Consider the following 16842-nt stretch of genomic DNA (forward strand, 5'->3'; position numbering starts at 1 on the left):
CACATAGCCTGCTAATTAAAAGGGATCCCATGCCGAATCGTGCCCCTCTCGATGCCAAGACCGCCCGCTGGCTCCCCTGGGTGGTAGCGATTGCCTTCTTCATGCAGTCGCTGGACGGGACGATTCTCAACACCGCGCTACCGGCCATGGCGCAGGACCTCGCGGAAAACCCGCTGCGCATGCAAGGCGTGGTGATCGCCTACATGCTCACCGTTGCCTTGCTGATTCCGGCGTCGGGCTGGATCGCTGACCGCTTTGGCACCAAGAAGATTTTCTTTGGTGCGATCATGCTGTTCAGCATCGGGTCGCTGCTGTGTGCGCTGTCCAGTAGCTTGAGCATGCTGGTGGGCGCACGGGTGATCCAGGGCCTGGGCGGTGCGCTGATGCTGCCGGTCGGACGGCTGGTGGTACTGCGGGCTTATCCGCGCTCCGAGTTGGTGCGGATCATGGGCTTCATCACCATTCCCGGCCTGCTTGGCCCCTTGCTTGGCCCGACAATGGGCGGCTGGATGGTGCAATACCTGACCTGGCACTGGATCTTCCTGATCAACCTGCCGGTGGGCATGATCGGCTGCTACGCCGTGTGGAAATTCATCCCCGACCTGCGCGGCAGCGAGCGCACGCGCTTCGACGGCCTGGGCTTTCTGCTGTTCGGCGCGGCGATGGTGCTGATCACCATCGCCATGGAAGGCCTGGGCGAACTGCACCTGCCGCATCTGCGCGTGATATTGCTGCTGTTCGGCGGGTTCGCCTGCCTGGCGGCGTACTGGCTGCGCGCCGGGCATATCGATAACCCGCTGTTCTCGCCGGTGCTGTTCAAGACGCGCACCTTTGCCGTGGGGATTCTGGGCAATCTGTTTGCGCGCCTGGGCAGCGGCGCATTGCCGTTCCTGGTACCGCTGCTGCTGCAGGTGGCGCTGGGCTATTCGCCGTCGGAAGCCGGCATGAGCATGTTGCCACTGGCGGCGGCGGCGATGTTCGCCAAGTCCATCGCACGTCCGCTTATCGAGCGCCTCGGCTACCGCATCGTCCTGACCGGCAACACCCTGGCCCTGGGCCTGATGCTGGCGAGCATGGGCCTGGTCAGCGAACAAACGCCCTACCCGCTGCTGTTGGCCATGCTGGCGGTACTGGGGGCCATCAACTCCCTGCAATTTACCGCCATGAACACCGTCACCCTGATCGACCTCGACGACGCCCAGGCCAGCAGCGGCAACAGCTTGCTGTCGGTAGTGGCGCAGTTGTCCCTGAGCCTGGGCGTGGCCTGTGCCGGTGCATTGCTCGGCGGCTTTACCGCCGAAGCCGGCAATGACGGGGTCAATACCGTGCTGGGCGCCTTCCAACTGACCTTCCTCACAGTGGGCCTCATGGCGATGCTGGCGGCGGCGATCTTCCTGCAGCTGTCGCCCAAGGACGGCAAACGGGTGGTCAGCCGCGAGCACGATATCGAGCACTAACGGGCGTCTCGTCGAGAACTTGCGGGGAAAATCCCACGAGGCTGGTACACTGCGCGACATTTTGTTTTGCAGAGCCAGTCCCGTGACTACCATCGCCACCGCTTTTAATACTTTGCCCCTGTCCGCCGCCATGCTGGCTAACCTCGACTCGCTGGGTTACGTCGAGATGACGCAGATCCAGGCGCAAAGCTTGCCGGTGATCCTCAAAGGGCTGGACCTCATTGCCCAGGCCAAGACCGGCAGCGGCAAGACTGCCGCATTCGGCATCGGCCTGCTGAACCCGATCAACCCGCGCTACTTCGGGTGCCAGGCGCTGGTGATGTGCCCGACCCGCGAACTGGCCGACCAGGTAGCCAAGGAAATCCGTCGCCTGGCCCGTGCCGAAGACAACATCAAGGTGCTGACCCTGTGCGGCGGCGTGTCCCTCGGCCCACAGATTGCCTCCCTGGAGCACGGCGCCCACGTCATCGTCGGCACCCCGGGCCGCATCCAGCAGCACCTGCGTAAAGGTTCACTGGTGCTGGACGGCTTGAACACCCTGATCCTCGACGAAGCCGACCGCATGCTCGACATGGGCTTCTACGACGCCATCGAAGACATCATCAGCAAGACCCCACCGCGCCGCCAGACCCTGCTGTTCTCGGCCACTTACCCGGTGAGCATCAAGCAACTGGCCTCCAAGTTCATGCGTGCGCCTCAGCAAGTGAAAGCCGAAGCGTTCCACTCCGACGACCAGATCGAACAACGCTTCTACGAGATCTCCCCGGAAGAGCGCATGGACGCCGTGACCAAGGTGCTGGCGCACTTCCGCCCTGCCTCCTGCGTGGCGTTCTGCTTTACCAAGCAGCAAGTGCAGGAAACCGTCGACCACCTGATCTCCAAAGGCATTTCCGCCGTTGGCCTGCATGGTGACCTGGAACAGCGCGACCGTGACCAGGTACTGGCGATGTTTGCCAACCGCAGCACCTCGGTGCTGGTGGCCACCGACGTCGCCGCCCGAGGACTGGACATCGACGCCCTGGACATGGTGATCAACGTCGAACTGGCCCGCGACTCGGAAATTCACATCCACCGTGTAGGCCGTACCGGCCGTGCCGGTGAGACCGGCATCGCCATCAGCCTGGTGGCGCCGTCCGAAGCCCACCGCGCCCAGGCCATCGAGCAACTGCAGAAGTCGCCGCTGAACTGGGACCAACTGGACAATCTCAAGCCGCAAAGCGGTGGCCCGTTGCTGCCGCAGATGAGCACCCTGTGCATCGCCGCCGGGCGTAAAGACAAGGTTCGCCCAGGCGACATCCTAGGTGCATTGACCGGTGAAGCCGGCATTCCGGGTGCCCAGGTCGGCAAGATCGCTATCTTTGACTTCCAGGCTTTCGTGGCCGTGGAACGCGGCATCGCCAAGCAGGCGTTGCAGCGTTTGAATGACGGCAAGATCAAAGGTCGTTCGCTGCGCGTGCGTATCCTGTAACAACATAGTGACTGCAAGGACCGAATCACTGTGGGAGCTGGCTTGCCTGCGATAGCGACGGTGAATCCACTACCGCCATCGCAGGCAAGCCAGCTCCCACAGTGTTGATTGCATTTCAAATCAATAGTTTTGTGAGGACATGGCTGTGCGCTCGACCGAAGTTGTGATCATTGGCGCCGGCGCCGCAGGCTTGATGTGCGCGCTGACCGCCGCCGGGCGTGGGCGTAAGGTGATGTTGATCGACCACGCCAACAAGGCCGGCAAGAAAATCCTGATGTCCGGTGGCGGCCGCTGCAACTTCACCAACATGTACACCGAGCCGGCCAACTTCCTCTCGCACAACGCGCACTTCTGCAAATCCGCCCTGGCCCGCTATACCCAGTGGGATTTCATCGGGCTGGTGGCCAAGCACGGCGTGCCGTACCACGAGAAGAAACTCGGCCAGCTGTTCTGCGACAACAAGTCCAGCGACATCCTCGGCATGCTGCTCGACGAGTGCATCCAGACCGGCGTGAGCCTGCACCTGGACACTTCCATCGAGGCAATCGCCAAGCTCGAAAGCGGCTATCAACTGCAAACCACCCTGGGTGAGCTGCGCTGTGAATCCCTGGTGATCGCCACTGGCGGCTTGTCGATCCCGACGCTGGGCGCCACCGGTTTCGGCTACCAAGTGGCCAGGCAATTCGGCCATGAACTGCTGCCGACCCGCGCCGGGCTGGTGCCGTTCACCATCACCGACCAGCTCAAGGAGTTGTGCGGCGAGTTGTCCGGCACCTCGGTCGACTGCCTGGTGAGCTGCAACGGCCAGAGCTTTCGCGAGAATATCCTGTTCACCCATCGAGGCCTGAGCGGGCCGGCGATTTTGCAGATTTCCTCGTATTGGCACTCCGGCGACACGGTAGAAATCAACCTGCTGCCCGACCACGACGCCCATGCCTGGCTGCAACAGCAACAGGCCGAACACCCCAACAGCGAATTGAAAACCCTGTTGGGTGAGATCTTCACCAAGAAGATGGCCAACCTGCTGGCCCAAAGCTGGTTCGAATCCAAGCCTATGAAGCAGTACACCCACGCTGAAATTGCCGATATCGCGCAAAAGCTGGGGAGCTGGCAACTGGTACCGGCCGGCACCGAGGGTTATCGCACCGCCGAGGTAACATTGGGCGGGGTGGATACGCGGGAAGTGTCCTCCAAGACCATGGAATCGCTGAAAAGCCCCGGCCTGTACTTTATCGGCGAAGTGCTGGACGTGACCGGCCACCTGGGCGGGTTCAACTTCCAGTGGGCGTGGGCCTCGGGCTACGCGGCCGCGCAATACGCCTGACGTGCACCTTGAGATGCAATCCCCTGTGGGAGCTGGCTTGCCTGCGATAGCGGCAGTGAATCCCACATCGTTATCGCAGGCATGCCCGCTCCCACATTGGTTTTGCAGTGATACTGAAAATTTTGCTGTCCGATGTGATCGCTACGCTTGCCGTGGCGTCATTACTGGCTCAATTTAGCGACAACGTCCCGGAAGACTCCAGACTTCATGTCATCGACCTCGTTCAAGCAGTCCATGCGGCGCCTGTGGGCGCTGGATAAATTCAGCTACAGCGTACGGGTGTTCATCGCCCTCACCGGCAGCATGGCGTTGTGTTGGTACCAGGATGAAATGACGCTGCTGATCCCGCTCTTCCTGGGGATTATCGCCAGCGCCCTGGCCGAGACCGATGACAGCTGGCAAGGCCGCCTCAACGCGCTGGCGGTGACACTGGTGTGTTTCAGCATTGCCGCGCTGTCGGTGGAGCTGCTGTTCCCTTACCCCTGGATATTTGCCATCGCCCTGGCCCTGGCCAGTTTCGGCCTGACCATGCTCGGCGCACTGGGCGAACGCTATGGCGCGATTGCTTCGGCCACCTTGATTCTGTCGGTCTACACCATGATCGGCGTGGACCAGCGCGGTGGCGCCGTCACGGATTTCTGGCATGAGCCGCTGCTGCTGGTGGCCGGTGCCGCCTGGTACGGCGTGTTGTCCGTGCTGTGGCAGGCGCTGTTTTCCAACCAGCCGGTGCAGCAGAGCCTGGCGCGATTGTTCCGCGAGCTGGGGCGTTACCTCAAGCTCAAGTCATCGTTGTTCGAACCGATCCGGCAGCTGGACGTGGAAGCGCGGCGCCTGGAGTTAGCCCAGCAAAATGGCCGGGTAGTGGCTGCGCTGAATGCTGCGAAGGAAATTATCCTGCACCGCGTCGGCAATGGGCGACCGGGCTCGAAGGTCAGCCGCTACCTGAAACTGTACTTCCTGGCCCAGGACATCCACGAGCGCGCCAGTTCCTCCCACTACCCCTACAACGACCTCACTGAAGCCTTCTTCCATAGCGATGTGCTGTTTCGCTGCCAGCGCTTGCTGCGCCAGCAAGGCAAGGCCTGCCAGACCCTGGCCGAGTCGATCCAACTGCGCCAACCGTTCATCTATGACGACAGCTTTGCCCAGGCCCTGGGCGACCTCAACGCGTCCCTGGAGCACCTGCGCATCCAGAGCAACCCGGCCTGGCGCGGCCTGCTGCGTTCATTGCGCGCCTTGGCGGCCAACCTGTCCACACTCGACCGCCTGCTTGGCGATGCCAGCAACCCCGATGCCCTGGCGGACGCCACCGACAGTAACCTGCTGGACCGCGCCCCGCGCAACCTCAAGGAAATGTGGACACGCCTGCGCACCCAACTCACACCCACCTCGCTGCTGTTTCGCCATGCCCTTCGCCTGTCCCTGGCGTTGACCGTCGGCTACGCCACCCTGCACGCTATCCACGCGTCCCAGGGTTACTGGATCATCCTCACCACCCTGTTCGTCTGCCAACCGAGCTACGGCGCCACCCGGCGCAAGCTCGGCCAGCGGATTATCGGCACCGCCATCGGCCTCACCGTGGCCTGGGCGCTGTTCGATCTGTTCCCCAACCCGGTGGTGCAGTCGATGTTCGCTATCGCCGCCGGCCTGGTGTTCTTTATCAACCGCACCACCCGCTACACCCTGGCGACGGCTGCGATCACCCTGATGGTGCTGTTCTGCTTCAACCAGGTGGGTGATGGCTACGGGCTGTTCCTGCCACGCCTGTTCGATACCTTGCTCGGCAGCCTGATCGCTGGCCTGGCGGTATTCCTGTTCCTGCCGGACTGGCAAGGCCGGCGCTTGAACAAAGTGCTGGCCAACACCCTGACCTGCAACAGCATCTACCTGCGCCAGATCATGCAGCAATACGCCGCCGGCAAGAGCGACGACCTGGCTTACCGCCTGGCCCGCCGCAACGCCCACAACGCCGACGCCGCGCTGTCCACCACCCTGGCGAATATGCTGATGGAGCCGGGGCACTTTCGTAAGGAAGCCGACGTGGGTTTTCGGTTCCTGGTGCTGTCTCACACCTTGCTCAGCTATTTGTCGGGGTTGGGTGCGCACCGCGATACTCAGTTACCGGCCGACGTGCGCGAGCACTTGATCGAAGGCGCGGGCAACAGCCTGGCGGCGAGCATCGATGAGATTGCCACGGGCCTGGCCAACAAACAGTCGATTGCGATCCAGAGTGATGCCGAGGAAGGGTTGGCGGCAGAGCTGGAGCAAATGCCCGATGAGATCGATGAGGCGCAGCGGTTGGTGCAGACGCAGTTGGCGTTGATCTGCCGGCAGTTGGGGCCGTTGCGTACGTTGGCGGCGCATCTGATCAAGGATACCGGTGCGGCTTAGACCGCTATCGCAGGCAAGCCAGCTCCCACATTTGACCGAGTTCCAACATAAGAATGCGGGCAAAATGTGGGAGCCGGACTTGCCCGCTATGAGGCCCACAAGCACGCTACATCCCATGCGCCTTCATCAAGCGCGCATAACTGCCATCAGCCTTCATCCTGGCAATCTCCCGATCAAAGCTGGCGACAATCTGCGCGTGCTCGGGGTTCTTCAAACTGACCAGAATGTGCAGGCTGTTCTCGCTCAACGGCTTGCCCACAAACGCCACCGCATTGCGCACCCGCGGCGACTCCCGAGCCAGGTAATAACGCGCTACGTATTCGTCCTCCAGCGTCAACCGCACACGCCGCGCAGCGAGCATGCGCACCGCCATGGCGAAGTTGTGCACGGGTACTTTCTGTAGCTGGGAGTCTTGATCGAACGCCGCCGAGTAAGCGTAACCGCGTACCACGGCGATGGTCTCGTCGTGCAGTCGGGCCAGGCTGTGATAAACAATGTCATCGTCGCTGCGCTTGAGAAAGCGCACACGGTTAAGCAGGTACTCAGCAGAAAACTGGCCAAACTGCGTGCGGGCTTCGTCGTACCAGGCGTTGATCAGCACATCGTAGCGCCCATCGCCCACGCCCTTGAGCGCACGGGCCCAGGGCACCTGCTCAAAGTCACTGGCGTACCCCGCACGGGCCAGGGCCGTGCTGACGATATCCGTGGCCAAACCGCCATTGATCAAGGTGGCATCGGTGAAGGGCGGCCAGCCATCCGCCACCAGACGCAGACGCTGTGCCAGCACCGGCTGGGCCAGCAGCAGCACTGCGATCAAAGCAACGGCACGAGTCAATCTCGGCATGCTCAAAGTCCTTGGCGGGCAGGCGGTGGCCTGATAACAGTAGCTCATCAATGAGCCTGCATTGCAGATTACACAAAGCAGCCAGCAGCGCACGCACTCAATGATGGCAAATTGACGCCATTCACACATTTGCCAATTTTAGACAGCAGCGCCCGCCGCGCTTACTATCCAGGCACGTCTTTACAAGAGCACACATCATGACGGTTGATTGGATTTGCAAACATCACGACGACTTGGGCAAGGACCAGCTGTATGCCGTCCTGCGCTTGCGCAGCGAGGTATTCGTCGTCGAGCAGAAATGCGCGTATCAGGACATCGACGGGCAGGACCTGGCGGGTGACACCCATCACCTGATGGCCTGGCAAGATAATGAGCTATTGGCTTACCTGCGCCTGCTGGACCCGGAGTCCCAGGGCGGCGATGTGGTAATTGGTCGCGTCATCGTTTCGCCAGCGGCACGGGGCACCGGGCTGGGGCATCACATGATGGAGGAGGCGCTTGAGCGCATTGAGGATATCTGGCCGCAAACGCCGATTTTTCTCTCGGCCCAGGCGCATTTGCAGGGGTATTACGGGCGATATGGGTTTGTGGTGGCGGGTGAGGAATACCTGGAAGATGATATTCCACATATTGGTATGCGGCGCATCTGAGGGCGCCATCGCAGGCAAGCCAGCTCCCACATTGGACTGTGGGAGCCGGGCTTGCCCGCGATAGCGTCAGTCCTGCCTAAGCCGACCTTCAGGGATAGCCCAACACCTGCTTGATCGACGCCAGATTAGCCTCGATCCACCCCAGATCAATCGCCCCCCAGTCCCGAATCCGATAGCGCCCGGCATGGTGACGCGCACCGTCCTCCTGCTCGAACTCACACACAATATCCAGGTCGGCCAACGCCGCAATGGTGTCCTGGGCGGTACGCCGAGGCATACCGGTGGCCTCGGTCAGCGCCGGGACGCTGCTGGCCAGTTGGCTGTCGATCAAGTACGCCACGTACAGGCGGCGGTAGAAGCTGCTTTTGGTCTTGCTCACATCCATGGTCAGTCGCCTTGGGGTTAGGGCTTACCCTGCAAATCGCGCCAGGTGAGGTACACACGCAGGTCGAATTCCACCTGATGGTAGCCCGGCATCATGTATTGGCAGAGTTTATAGAACGCCTTGTTGTGGTCCGATTCCTTGAAGTGCGCCAGCTCGTGCACCACGATCATGCGCAGAAACTCCGGGGCCGCCTCCTTGAACAGCGAAGCGATGCGGATCTCTTTCTTGGATTTGAGATTACCGCCCTGCACCCGGGAAATCGTGGTGTGTAAACCCAAGGCACGATGGGTCAGGTCCAGGCGGTTGTCGAACAGCACTTTGTCGATAGACGGCGCGTTGCGCAGGTGCTCCTGCTTCAAGGCCAGGGCATAGGCGTACAGGGCCTTGTCGCTCTGCACCGCATGGCGTTCGGGGTAACGCTGGTCCAGGTAAGCCCCCAACTGGTCCTTGGCGATCAGTTGGCGCACTTGCTCCTGGAGCGCGGCGGGGTATGCCTGGAGGTATTTCAACGCGGTCATGGGCTCTGCAACGCAATTGGGACGGGCGCCAGTGTAGCGAATTCAAAGCGCGCGAGGGTACGACCAGCCGGCAACGTCCTCGGCCATCAACGGCAGCGCAGCCCACGGCCCCTGGATATGGGCGCAGCCATTGGCCTTGAGCCACTGGGTTTGCTCAAGGGTCTCCACGCCTTCGGCGATCACCAGCACACCAAAATGCTCACACAGTTGGATGATGCTGCGCGCCATCGCCGCATCCCGCACCGAGCCAGGCAGGCGGGCCACCAGTTGAGGGTCGAGCTTGAGGGTGTCGAACGCCAAGTCGCGCAAATGGGCCAGGGAGCACTGGCCGCAGCCAAAATCGTCCAGGGCAATCCGCACCCCTATCCGGCGCAGTAACTGGAGTTGCTTGGTGGACTCGGCGAGATTGCTCATCAAGCAGTCTTCGCCGATTTCCACCTCCAGTTGTCGCGCCTGTAACCCATGTCGCTCCAGCATCTGCTGCAGTTGGTTGGCCAGGTTGGGCATGTTGAACTGGCTGCTGCTCAGGCTCACGCTCAACACCAGTTCGGGGTCGAAGGTGGCTTGCCAGGCCTGGCGCTGGGCGGCGACTTGCTGGTAGATCCAGGCACTCAACTGGTTGATCAACCGCGCCTCTTCCAGCAGTGGCAAGAACAGGCCCGGCGGCACATCGCCGACGCTGGGATGCTGCCAGCGCAACAGCGCTTCGACGCCGCGCAAACGCCCGTCTTCCAGAGAGACCTGAGGCTGGTACACCAAGGTGAAATCCTTGTTGGCGATGGCGGTACGTACACTGTCTTCCAGCATCAACCGCGAGCGGGCGCGGCCGTTCATTTCCTGGTCGTAGTAACGATACTGCTGACGGCCGGCGCGCTTGGCTTCGTACATGGCAATGTCCGCGGCCCGTAGCAGGCCGCTCAAGTCCGAGCCGCAATCCGGGAACGTCGCGATGCCAATACTGACCCCAAGCATCACCTCCAGACCATCGACCTGCTGGCACACCGATACCCGCTCGATGAGCTTTTCCGCGATCTTCGCGGCCTGCTCGGGAAACTCCAGCTCCAGCAACGCGGTGAATTCATCCCCACCCATGCGCCCGAGAATGTCGTAGGAACGCAGGCATGCTTGCATCTGCTCCGAAACCCAACGCAGCACGCGATCCCCGGCGTCATGGCCCAACGTATCGTTGACCCGCTTGAAGCCATCCAGGTCCAGGTACAGCAATACCAGCGCCTGCTCGCTACGTTCGCTGCGCAGCAACGTATTCTCCATCGCCTGATGGAAACCGCGCCGGTTCAGCAGCCCGGTCAGCGGGTCGGTCACGGCCTGGAATTCCAGTTGCTGATGCAGGTGACGCACTTCAGACATGTCCAGCACCGTCACCACCATTGCCTTCTGCTCCGCAGGCAAAGGCGCGCAGGACAACGCTACCGGCACTTGCTGGCCCCGACCGGTGCGCAAAATGGCATCGTGTTGGCGCCACGTCTCGCCCCGGCGATATGCCTCGTACATGGGAAAGCCCAACCAGGCTGGCACATGGGGCTTTTGCAGGAAACTGAGGAAACTTTCGCCCTGCAACTCAGCCATCGTTGCATTCAACAGCCGGGAAATGGCCGGGTTGGCATACTCGATCACACTGTTTTCGCTCACCACCAGAATGCCCTCGGCGGCGTTATCCAGCACCGAGGCATTAAAAGCGCGGGCCAATTCCAGGTCATGGCTCAGGCGCTGCAAGGCACGGCGATTGCGCTGGTGCTCGAGCAAGGCCTGCACCTTGGGCTTGAGGATGTGCGGGTCAAAGGGCTTGAACAGGTAGTCGATCGCACCACTGGCGTAGCCTTCCAGCACCGCGTCGGGCGAATGGGCGGTGGCCGTCAGAAAGATAATCGGCGTCATGCGCGTACGCTGGCTGCCACGCATCAGGCGCGCCACCTCGAAACCGTCCATGCCCGGCATGCGCACGTCCAGCAGCACCAGGTCGACCTCGTGGGCCAGCAGTAACTCCAAGGCTTCCAGGCCAGACGCGGCGGTTATCACCCGCCAGTCGTCACGCTGCAACAGCGCACGCATGCTGACGAGGTTTTCCGGGTAGTCATCGACCACCAACAGAACCGAAATTGCATCGTCGTGTTGTGGAGCGCCATCCATGCTACGTCTCTTCCTTAGGGAGCTGCACCGGTCACTTTTGCTACCAAGGCCGGATAAACACTGAGGGCTCACTCTAGCCGCGCGGCCAAAAAAGCAGAAGTGACGTGGGTGCCCTCATTGTGCCAAAGGCCAGGAAGCCGACTAACGGTAAGGCCCTGTAGCCCGCGGTTCACGGGCGACATGGCTTTTTGACATTTAGCTGACGCCAATAAATTGCCAGCAATTGTTTAACAATCTCACCAGCACGGCCTATAAAGAACCTGGAAGGCCCTTTGGGCCAATGCCTACACCCTCTGTAAAAAGGCCAACACCATGATCGACCTTTCCACCTGGAACCTGAGCATTCCGGTCGGCTCCCCACCCACGACCATTGAAACGCCAAGGCTGCTGAGCGGCTTCAACGATCAATACTTCCAGGCCGAAGGCAGCGACGTGCAGTTCTGGACACCTGTGACGGGCTCGCGCACCGAAAACGCCATCTACCCACGCAGCGAACTGCGCGAAACCTACGCCGACGGCCGCCTGCGTAACTGGACCTACCCCGAGGCCGACAACTTCCTGCGCGCCACCCTCACCGTCAACCAGGTGCCCTCCTCCGGCAAGATCGTGATCGGCCAGATCCATGCCTACGACAGCCAGAAACCGCTGATCAAGCTGGAGTACCAATTCAAGGAGAAAACCCAGACCGGCAACATCGTCGCCAAAGTGCGCATGCGCCCGGACGAGGCCGAAAGCCAGGTGATCATCGTCGCCTCCAATGTGCCACTGCAGAAGAGCTTCACCTACGTGATCAACCTCAACAAAGCCGGGCTGCTGAGCGTGTATGCCGCTGACAGTGAGTGGAATGAACGGATTGGCGCGGCATGGGGCGACAAGCCGTTGTACTTCAAGGCGGGGGTGTATGTGCAGGACAATACGGGCGACACCAATGAGGGTGCGCGGGTGACGTTTGCGAAATTGGATATTGATCACGAGTGAATCGTCCCGTGAGACACAGGATTTTTCCCAGATAAACCCAAAGTCTTAAACACACCGTTGCACCCTGTGGGAGCCGGGCTTGCCCGCGATGGCGGCGTATCAGCCAATATCCTCGGCGCCTGACACACTGCCATCGCGGGCAAGCCCGGCTCCCACATTGACCGTGCGTCGGCTAAAGGTCCGGTGTGGGTGCTACAGCACCGTTGCGACAAGCCAAAGAACGCCGTGGTTTCGGCGCTTCATCTGCAAGTTGATTAAATGGTGTCCATAAAAAAGCCCGCATCGCTGCGGGCTTTTATTAACACTTGAGGCTTAGTTCACCTTAGCGTTCAACTCACCTTTCAAATACCGCTGGTACATCGCTTCCAACGAGATCGGCTTGATCTTCGAAGCATTACCCGCAGTACCAAAGGCTTCATAACGCGCAATACACACATCACGCATCGCCGTCACAGTGGCGCCGAAGAATTTACGTGGGTCGAACTCGCTCGGGTTGGTGGCCATCAGGCGACGCATCGCACCGGTGGATGCCAGGCGCAGGTCGGTGTCGATGTTGACCTTGCGCACGCCGTACTTGATGCCTTCGACAATTTCTTCAACCGGTACGCCGTAGGTTTCTTTGATGTCGCCGCCGTACTGGTTGATGATCGCCAGCCACTCTTGCGGTACCGAGGAAGAACCGTGCATCACCAGGTGGGTGTTGGGGATGCGCTTGTGGATTTCCTTGATGCGGTCGATGGCCAACACGTCGCCGGTAGGTGGCTTGGTGAACTTGTAGGCGCCGTGGCTGGTGCCGATGGCGATGGCCAGGGCGTCGACCTGGGTCTTCTTGACGAAATCGGCGGCTTCTTCCGGGTCGGTCAGCATCTGGCTATGGTCCAGCACGCCTTCGGCGCCGATGCCGTCTTCTTCGCCGGCCATGCCAGTTTCAAGCGAACCCAGGCAGCCCAGCTCGCCTTCAACCGAAACGCCGCAGGCGTGCGCCATGGCCACGGTTTGTTGGGTGACGCGTACGTTGTACTCGTAGTCGGTTGGGGTCTTGCCGTCTTCGCCGAGGGAACCGTCCATCATCACCGAGCTGAAGCCCAGTTGGATCGAGCGCTGGCACACGTCAGGGCTGGTGCCGTGGTCCTGGTGCATGCACACCGGGATGTGCGGGAATTCTTCGATGGCGGCGAGGATCAGGTGACGCAGGAACGGGGCGCCAGCGTATTTGCGCGCACCGGCCGAAGCCTGGACGATCACAGGGGAGTCGGTCTTGTCAGCGGCCTCCATGATGGCGCGCATCTGCTCAAGGTTGTTGACGTTAAAGGCTGGGACGCCGTAGCCGAACTCGGCTGCGTGGTCCAGCATTTGACGCATGCTGATAAGTGCCATTGTGTTGTCTCTCCCGGTCGAGGGTCGTTAATCGTGCAAGCCTGCCGTAGCGGCGGCTGCTATTCAAGTTATTGCAGATCAAGGGGTTGAGCTTGAGCTGCTGAATCGTTATTGCTGGTGTGGCTTAGCGCTAGTGCCACTGTGAAGCAGGTCAATGTGGGAGCTGGCTTGCCTGCGATGGCGGAGAACCAGTCGATATTGGCTTTGCTGACCCACCGCAATCGCAGGCAAGCCAGCTCCCACATTTTGATCTCATTGGACTTCAGATCGTATTCTCAGTTGGCTTTGCAGCCGCGCCCAATCAAATCATCCGTCGCTACCCAGTAAACCAGGCCTTCCTCACCTTTGGTGTGAAACGCCAACTGGCCGTCGCTGTACAGCACGCCCGAAGCGGCTACCTCTTGCTTGAGCCGATAAACCTGGTCCGAACCGCCGAGGCGAACATCCACTTCGGAGCGGGCCTGGTTGGCAAAGCGCCAGTTGACCTCGGCTTTGCTGTCGCAGGTCCAGGTGGTCCATTTGTCGGCTGGCTCTGCCTTGTCGAACAGGTTCATGCTGCTGCAGCCGGCCAACAGGGCCAGGGCTGCCAGGGCGAAAACGCCTTTCATTGCCAATCCTCGCAGGGCGACCTGGGGCCACCGTTGCTATCGGTTAGTGGATCAGACCCGTCATGGGCAACCCTGTTCCTGACCGTTGGGCGCGGAGTCGTATTTCTCCAGCCGTTCGTTGCCGATGCGCTTGTTGATCACCGGCATGGTCTCGGCTTGCCAGTCAGCCTGGTAACAGCTTTTTCTCAACGGTGCCTTGGCGTTATCCGCCTCCGGCGCCGCGCTGGGTGTGCTGCCGCAGCCGGCCAACAGGCCCGCTGCGATCACCAGTGCCAACGACTTGATCATGGGAACGCTCCTTTTCCTGATCACGCGAGCCTTAACCTTTGGCTCGGGTTTCCAGCACTTCCACGGCTGGCAACACCTTGCCCTCGACGAACTCGAGGAAAGCGCCGCCACCGGTAGAAATGTAGGAGATCTGATCAGCCACACCATATTTATCGATAGCCGCCAGGGTATCGCCACCGCCAGCGATGGAGAACGCCGAGCTTTCAGCGATCGCTTTAGCCAGCACTTTGGTGCCGTTGCCAAATTGCTCGAACTCGAATACGCCCACCGGGCCATTCCACAGGATAGTCTGGGATGCCTTGAGCAGCTCGGCGAAGTTGGCCGCCGTTTGTGGGCCGATGTCCAGGATCATGTCGTCGTCGGCCACGTCAGCGATAAGCTTGACGGTCGCCGCGGCGCTTTCCGCGAATTCCTTGGCAACCACCACGTCCACCGGCAACGGCACGCTGACCTTTGCGGCGATGGCGCGGGCGGTGTCGAGCAGGTCTGGCTCGTACAGGGACTTGCCCACCGGGTGGCCGGCAGCGGCCAGGAAGGTATTGGCAATGCCGCCGCCGACGATCAGTTGGTTGCAGATCTGGCTCAGGCTGTTGAGCACGTCCAGTTTGGTGGATACCTTGGAGCCGGCAACAATGGCCGCCATCGGTTGGGCCGGAGCGCCCAGGGCCTTGCCCAGCGCATCCAGCTCGGCAGCCAACAACGGGCCCGCCGCGGCGACCTTGGCGAACTTGGCCACGCCGTGGGTCGAACCTTCGGCGCGGTGGGCGGTGCCGAACGCGTCCATCACAAACACGTCGCACAGGGCGGCGTATTGCTGGGCCAGTTCGTCGCTGTTCTTTTTCTCGCCCTTGTTGAAGCGCACGTTTTCGAACAACACGATATCGCCGGCTTTCACGTCCACGCCGCCCAGGTAGTCTGCGACCAATGGCACGTCACGGCCCAGGGCCTTGCTCAGGTACTCGGCGACCGGCTTGAGGCTGTTTTCGGCGGAGAACTCACCTTCGGTCGGGCGACCCAGGTGGGAGCAGACCATCACGGCCGCGCCTTTTTCCAGGGCCAGCTTGATGGTCGGCAGCGAGGCCAGGATTCGCGCATCGCTGGTGACAACACCGTCCTTGACGGGGACGTTGAGGTCTTCGCGGATCAGTACGCGCTTACCTTGCAGATCGAGGTCGGTCATCTTCAACACGGTCATGGGTCGCAGTTCCTGAATTACTGTTGAGGTTGTTTAGAAGCGATGTGCAGATAGTGTTCGGCAACATCCAGCATGCGGTTGGCAAAGCCCCATTCGTTGTCGAACCAGGCCAGGATGTTCACCAGCCTGGGGCCGGAAACGCGGGTCTGGCTGGCATCGACAATCGCCGAATGCGGGTCATGGTTGAAATCGCAACTGGCGTGGGGCAACTCGGTGTAGGCCAACAGACCTTTGAGCGGGCCGCTGGTGGCGGCGTCGCGCAGGATTCGGTTGACCTCGGCCGCGTCAGTGTCACTGACGGTTTGCATGGTGATATCCAGGCAAGACACATTCACCGTCGGCACCCGTACGGCTTTGGCCTGGATTCGCCCGGCAAGTTCCGGCAGCAGTCGCTCGATGCCGCGCGCCAGGCCGGTGGACACCGGAATCACTGACTGAAACGCCGAACGCGTGCGGCGCAGGTCTTCGTGGTGATAGGCGTCGATGACCGGCTGGTCGTTCATCGCCGAGTGAATCGTGGTGATCGACACGTAATCCAGGCCGATCGCCTGGTCCAGCAGGCGTAACAACGGCACGCTGCAGTTGGTGGTACACGACGCGTTGGACACCAGCAGCTCATCGCCGGTCAGGCAATCCTGGTTGATGCCGTAGACGATGGTGGCGTCGACATCCGCCTCGCTGGCCATCGGCTGGGAAAACAGCACACGCGGTGCGCCGGCGTCGAGAAAACGCTGGCCATCGGCACGGGTGTGATAGACACCGGAGCATTCCAGCACCAGGTCGACGCCCAGTGCTTTCCAGTCGATGCCTTCGGGGGTGGCACTGCGCAACACTTGCACGCAGTTGCCATTGATATGCAGACAATCGCCTTCAACCCGCACTTCGCCAGGGAAGCGGCCGTGGGTGGAGTCAAAGCGTGTCAGGTATTCGATGCTGGCCATGTCGGCCAAATCATTGATCGCGACAATTTCAAACCCGGCCGCCGCCCCTCGCTCGAACAGAGCACGCAAGACGCAACGACCAATGCGGCCGTAGCCGTTGAGTGCAACTTTGTAGGGACGCGGTTGGGGCATGGGGTTCTCGATCAAGGTTAGTTCAGTGATGAATGTACTGGCGCCATCGCGGGGCACCCCCCCCCCCCAGGGGGCCCGGGTGACCAAGGGGGGGCGGGGTGGCCCCCGCTGGGGCCCCGTAACCCCACACCCAAATGA

General features: G+C 61.1%; 15 protein-coding genes. 6 read left to right on the plus strand and 9 right to left on the minus strand.

Annotated elements, in window-relative coordinates:
* Positions 1 to 29: 29 nt before the first annotated feature.
* The 4 genes from mdtD to yccS all read left to right on the plus strand — a co-directional run bounded on the left by mdtD (position 30) and on the right by yccS (position 6640).
* Positions 30 to 1457, plus strand: a complete 1428-nt coding sequence (gene mdtD / locus ACP7CZ_RS12845; protein WP_034128900.1) for a multidrug transporter subunit MdtD — start codon at positions 30 to 32, stop codon at positions 1455 to 1457.
* Positions 1458 to 1587: 130 nt separating this feature from the next.
* Positions 1588 to 2925 (plus strand): ATP-dependent RNA helicase DbpA, encoded by a 1338-nt coding sequence (dbpA, locus tag ACP7CZ_RS12850; RefSeq protein ID WP_256220343.1) that lies wholly within the window; start codon positions 1588 to 1590, stop codon positions 2923 to 2925.
* Positions 2926 to 3070: 145 nt separating this feature from the next.
* Complete coding sequence (locus ACP7CZ_RS12855) at positions 3071 to 4249, plus strand: NAD(P)/FAD-dependent oxidoreductase (RefSeq protein WP_034129071.1); 1179 nt, start codon at positions 3071 to 3073, stop codon at positions 4247 to 4249.
* Between the two features lie 207 nt (positions 4250 to 4456).
* Positions 4457 to 6640: a YccS family putative transporter gene (gene yccS, locus ACP7CZ_RS12860; protein WP_181124718.1), complete on the plus strand. Its 2184-nt coding sequence runs from the start codon at positions 4457 to 4459 to the stop codon at positions 6638 to 6640.
* Between the two features lie 106 nt (positions 6641 to 6746).
* Here the strand turns inward: yccS and ACP7CZ_RS12865 are convergent, their stop codons facing one another.
* Positions 6747 to 7484: a substrate-binding periplasmic protein gene (locus tag ACP7CZ_RS12865; protein WP_034128902.1), complete on the minus strand. Its 738-nt coding sequence runs from the start codon at positions 7482 to 7484 to the stop codon at positions 6747 to 6749.
* A 197-nt stretch (positions 7485 to 7681) separates the two neighbouring features.
* Between ACP7CZ_RS12865 and ACP7CZ_RS12870 the strand changes: the two genes are divergently transcribed.
* On the plus strand, positions 7682 to 8134 hold the full coding sequence (locus ACP7CZ_RS12870; protein WP_054898182.1) for a GNAT family N-acetyltransferase: 453 nt from the start codon (positions 7682 to 7684) through the stop codon (positions 8132 to 8134).
* Positions 8135 to 8222: 88 nt separating this feature from the next.
* Here ACP7CZ_RS12870 and ACP7CZ_RS12875 read toward each other — a convergent pair whose 3' ends face one another.
* The 3 genes from ACP7CZ_RS12875 to ACP7CZ_RS12885 are packed head-to-tail and all read right to left on the minus strand — an operon-like array spanning position 8223 to position 11185.
* Positions 8223 to 8519, minus strand: coding sequence for a winged helix-turn-helix domain-containing protein (locus tag ACP7CZ_RS12875; RefSeq protein WP_294138206.1), 297 nt, complete (start codon positions 8517 to 8519; stop codon positions 8223 to 8225).
* Between the two features lie 17 nt (positions 8520 to 8536).
* The gene (locus tag ACP7CZ_RS12880) at positions 8537 to 9037 is read right to left on the minus strand and encodes a M48 metallopeptidase family protein (protein WP_034128904.1); all 501 of its coding nucleotides are present in this window, start codon (positions 9035 to 9037) and stop codon (positions 8537 to 8539) included.
* A gap of 42 nt (positions 9038 to 9079) precedes the next feature.
* Positions 9080 to 11185 (minus strand): putative bifunctional diguanylate cyclase/phosphodiesterase, encoded by a 2106-nt coding sequence (locus ACP7CZ_RS12885; protein ID WP_054898181.1) that lies wholly within the window; start codon positions 11183 to 11185, stop codon positions 9080 to 9082.
* Positions 11186 to 11497: 312 nt separating this feature from the next.
* Between ACP7CZ_RS12885 and ACP7CZ_RS12890 the strand changes: the two genes are divergently transcribed.
* Positions 11498 to 12163, plus strand: a complete 666-nt coding sequence (locus ACP7CZ_RS12890) for a polysaccharide lyase family 7 protein (RefSeq protein ID WP_003194947.1) — start codon at positions 11498 to 11500, stop codon at positions 12161 to 12163.
* Positions 12164 to 12475: 312 nt separating this feature from the next.
* On the opposite strand, the gene fba is transcribed toward ACP7CZ_RS12890, so the two are convergent.
* The 5 genes from fba to epd all read right to left on the minus strand — a co-directional run bounded on the left by fba (position 12476) and on the right by epd (position 16704).
* Entirely contained in the window at positions 12476 to 13540 is a 1065-nt protein-coding gene (gene fba / locus ACP7CZ_RS12895; protein WP_003177554.1) for a class II fructose-bisphosphate aldolase, read from the minus strand.
* A 275-nt stretch (positions 13541 to 13815) separates the two neighbouring features.
* Complete coding sequence (locus tag ACP7CZ_RS12900) at positions 13816 to 14148, minus strand: MliC family protein (protein ID WP_054898180.1); 333 nt, start codon at positions 14146 to 14148, stop codon at positions 13816 to 13818.
* Positions 14149 to 14208: 60 nt separating this feature from the next.
* A complete protein-coding gene (locus tag ACP7CZ_RS12905; RefSeq protein WP_003194953.1) occupies positions 14209 to 14436 on the minus strand; it encodes a hypothetical protein in 228 nt (75 codons plus the stop codon).
* Between the two features lie 31 nt (positions 14437 to 14467).
* Positions 14468 to 15631 carry a phosphoglycerate kinase gene (locus ACP7CZ_RS12910; RefSeq protein WP_054898179.1) on the minus strand — a complete coding sequence of 388 codons (1164 nt, stop codon included), beginning with the start codon at positions 15629 to 15631 and terminating at the stop codon, positions 14468 to 14470.
* 17 nt (positions 15632 to 15648) lie between these two features.
* Positions 15649 to 16704 (minus strand): erythrose-4-phosphate dehydrogenase, encoded by a 1056-nt coding sequence (epd, locus tag ACP7CZ_RS12915; RefSeq protein WP_003194958.1) that lies wholly within the window; start codon positions 16702 to 16704, stop codon positions 15649 to 15651.
* Positions 16705 to 16842 lie beyond the last annotated feature (138 nt).

The sequence above is a fragment of the Pseudomonas sp. DWP2-2 genome (genome assembly GCF_049897065.1).
Classification (GTDB): domain Bacteria; phylum Pseudomonadota; class Gammaproteobacteria; order Pseudomonadales; family Pseudomonadaceae; genus Aquipseudomonas; species Aquipseudomonas paracarnis.

Bases quoted from the DNA above. Each gene is read 5' to 3' on its own strand.
- mdtD (WP_034128900.1), top strand. From the start codon at position 30: ATGCCGAATCGTGCCCCTCTCGATGCCAAGACCGCCCGCTGGCTCCCC.
- dbpA (WP_256220343.1), top strand. From the start codon at position 1,588: ATGCTGGCTAACCTCGACTCGCTGGGTTACGTCGAGATGACGCAGATC.
- yccS (WP_181124718.1), top strand. From the start codon at position 4,457: ATGTCATCGACCTCGTTCAAGCAGTCCATGCGGCGCCTGTGGGCGCTG.
- ACP7CZ_RS12865 (WP_034128902.1), bottom strand. From the start codon at position 7,484: ATGCCGAGATTGACTCGTGCCGTTGCTTTGATCGCAGTGCTGCTGCTG.
- ACP7CZ_RS12870 (WP_054898182.1), top strand. From the start codon at position 7,682: ATGACGGTTGATTGGATTTGCAAACATCACGACGACTTGGGCAAGGAC.
- ACP7CZ_RS12875 (WP_294138206.1), bottom strand. From the start codon at position 8,519: ATGGATGTGAGCAAGACCAAAAGCAGCTTCTACCGCCGCCTGTACGTG.
- ACP7CZ_RS12880 (WP_034128904.1), bottom strand. From the start codon at position 9,037: ATGACCGCGTTGAAATACCTCCAGGCATACCCCGCCGCGCTCCAGGAG.
- ACP7CZ_RS12885 (WP_054898181.1), bottom strand. From the start codon at position 11,185: ATGGATGGCGCTCCACAACACGACGATGCAATTTCGGTTCTGTTGGTG.
- ACP7CZ_RS12890 (WP_003194947.1), top strand. From the start codon at position 11,498: ATGATCGACCTTTCCACCTGGAACCTGAGCATTCCGGTCGGCTCCCCA.
- fba (WP_003177554.1), bottom strand. From the start codon at position 13,540: ATGGCACTTATCAGCATGCGTCAAATGCTGGACCACGCAGCCGAGTTC.
- ACP7CZ_RS12900 (WP_054898180.1), bottom strand. From the start codon at position 14,148: ATGAAAGGCGTTTTCGCCCTGGCAGCCCTGGCCCTGTTGGCCGGCTGC.
- ACP7CZ_RS12905 (WP_003194953.1), bottom strand. From the start codon at position 14,436: ATGATCAAGTCGTTGGCACTGGTGATCGCAGCGGGCCTGTTGGCCGGC.
- ACP7CZ_RS12910 (WP_054898179.1), bottom strand. From the start codon at position 15,631: ATGACCGTGTTGAAGATGACCGACCTCGATCTGCAAGGTAAGCGCGTA.
- epd (WP_003194958.1), bottom strand. From the start codon at position 16,704: ATGCCCCAACCGCGTCCCTACAAAGTTGCACTCAACGGCTACGGCCGC.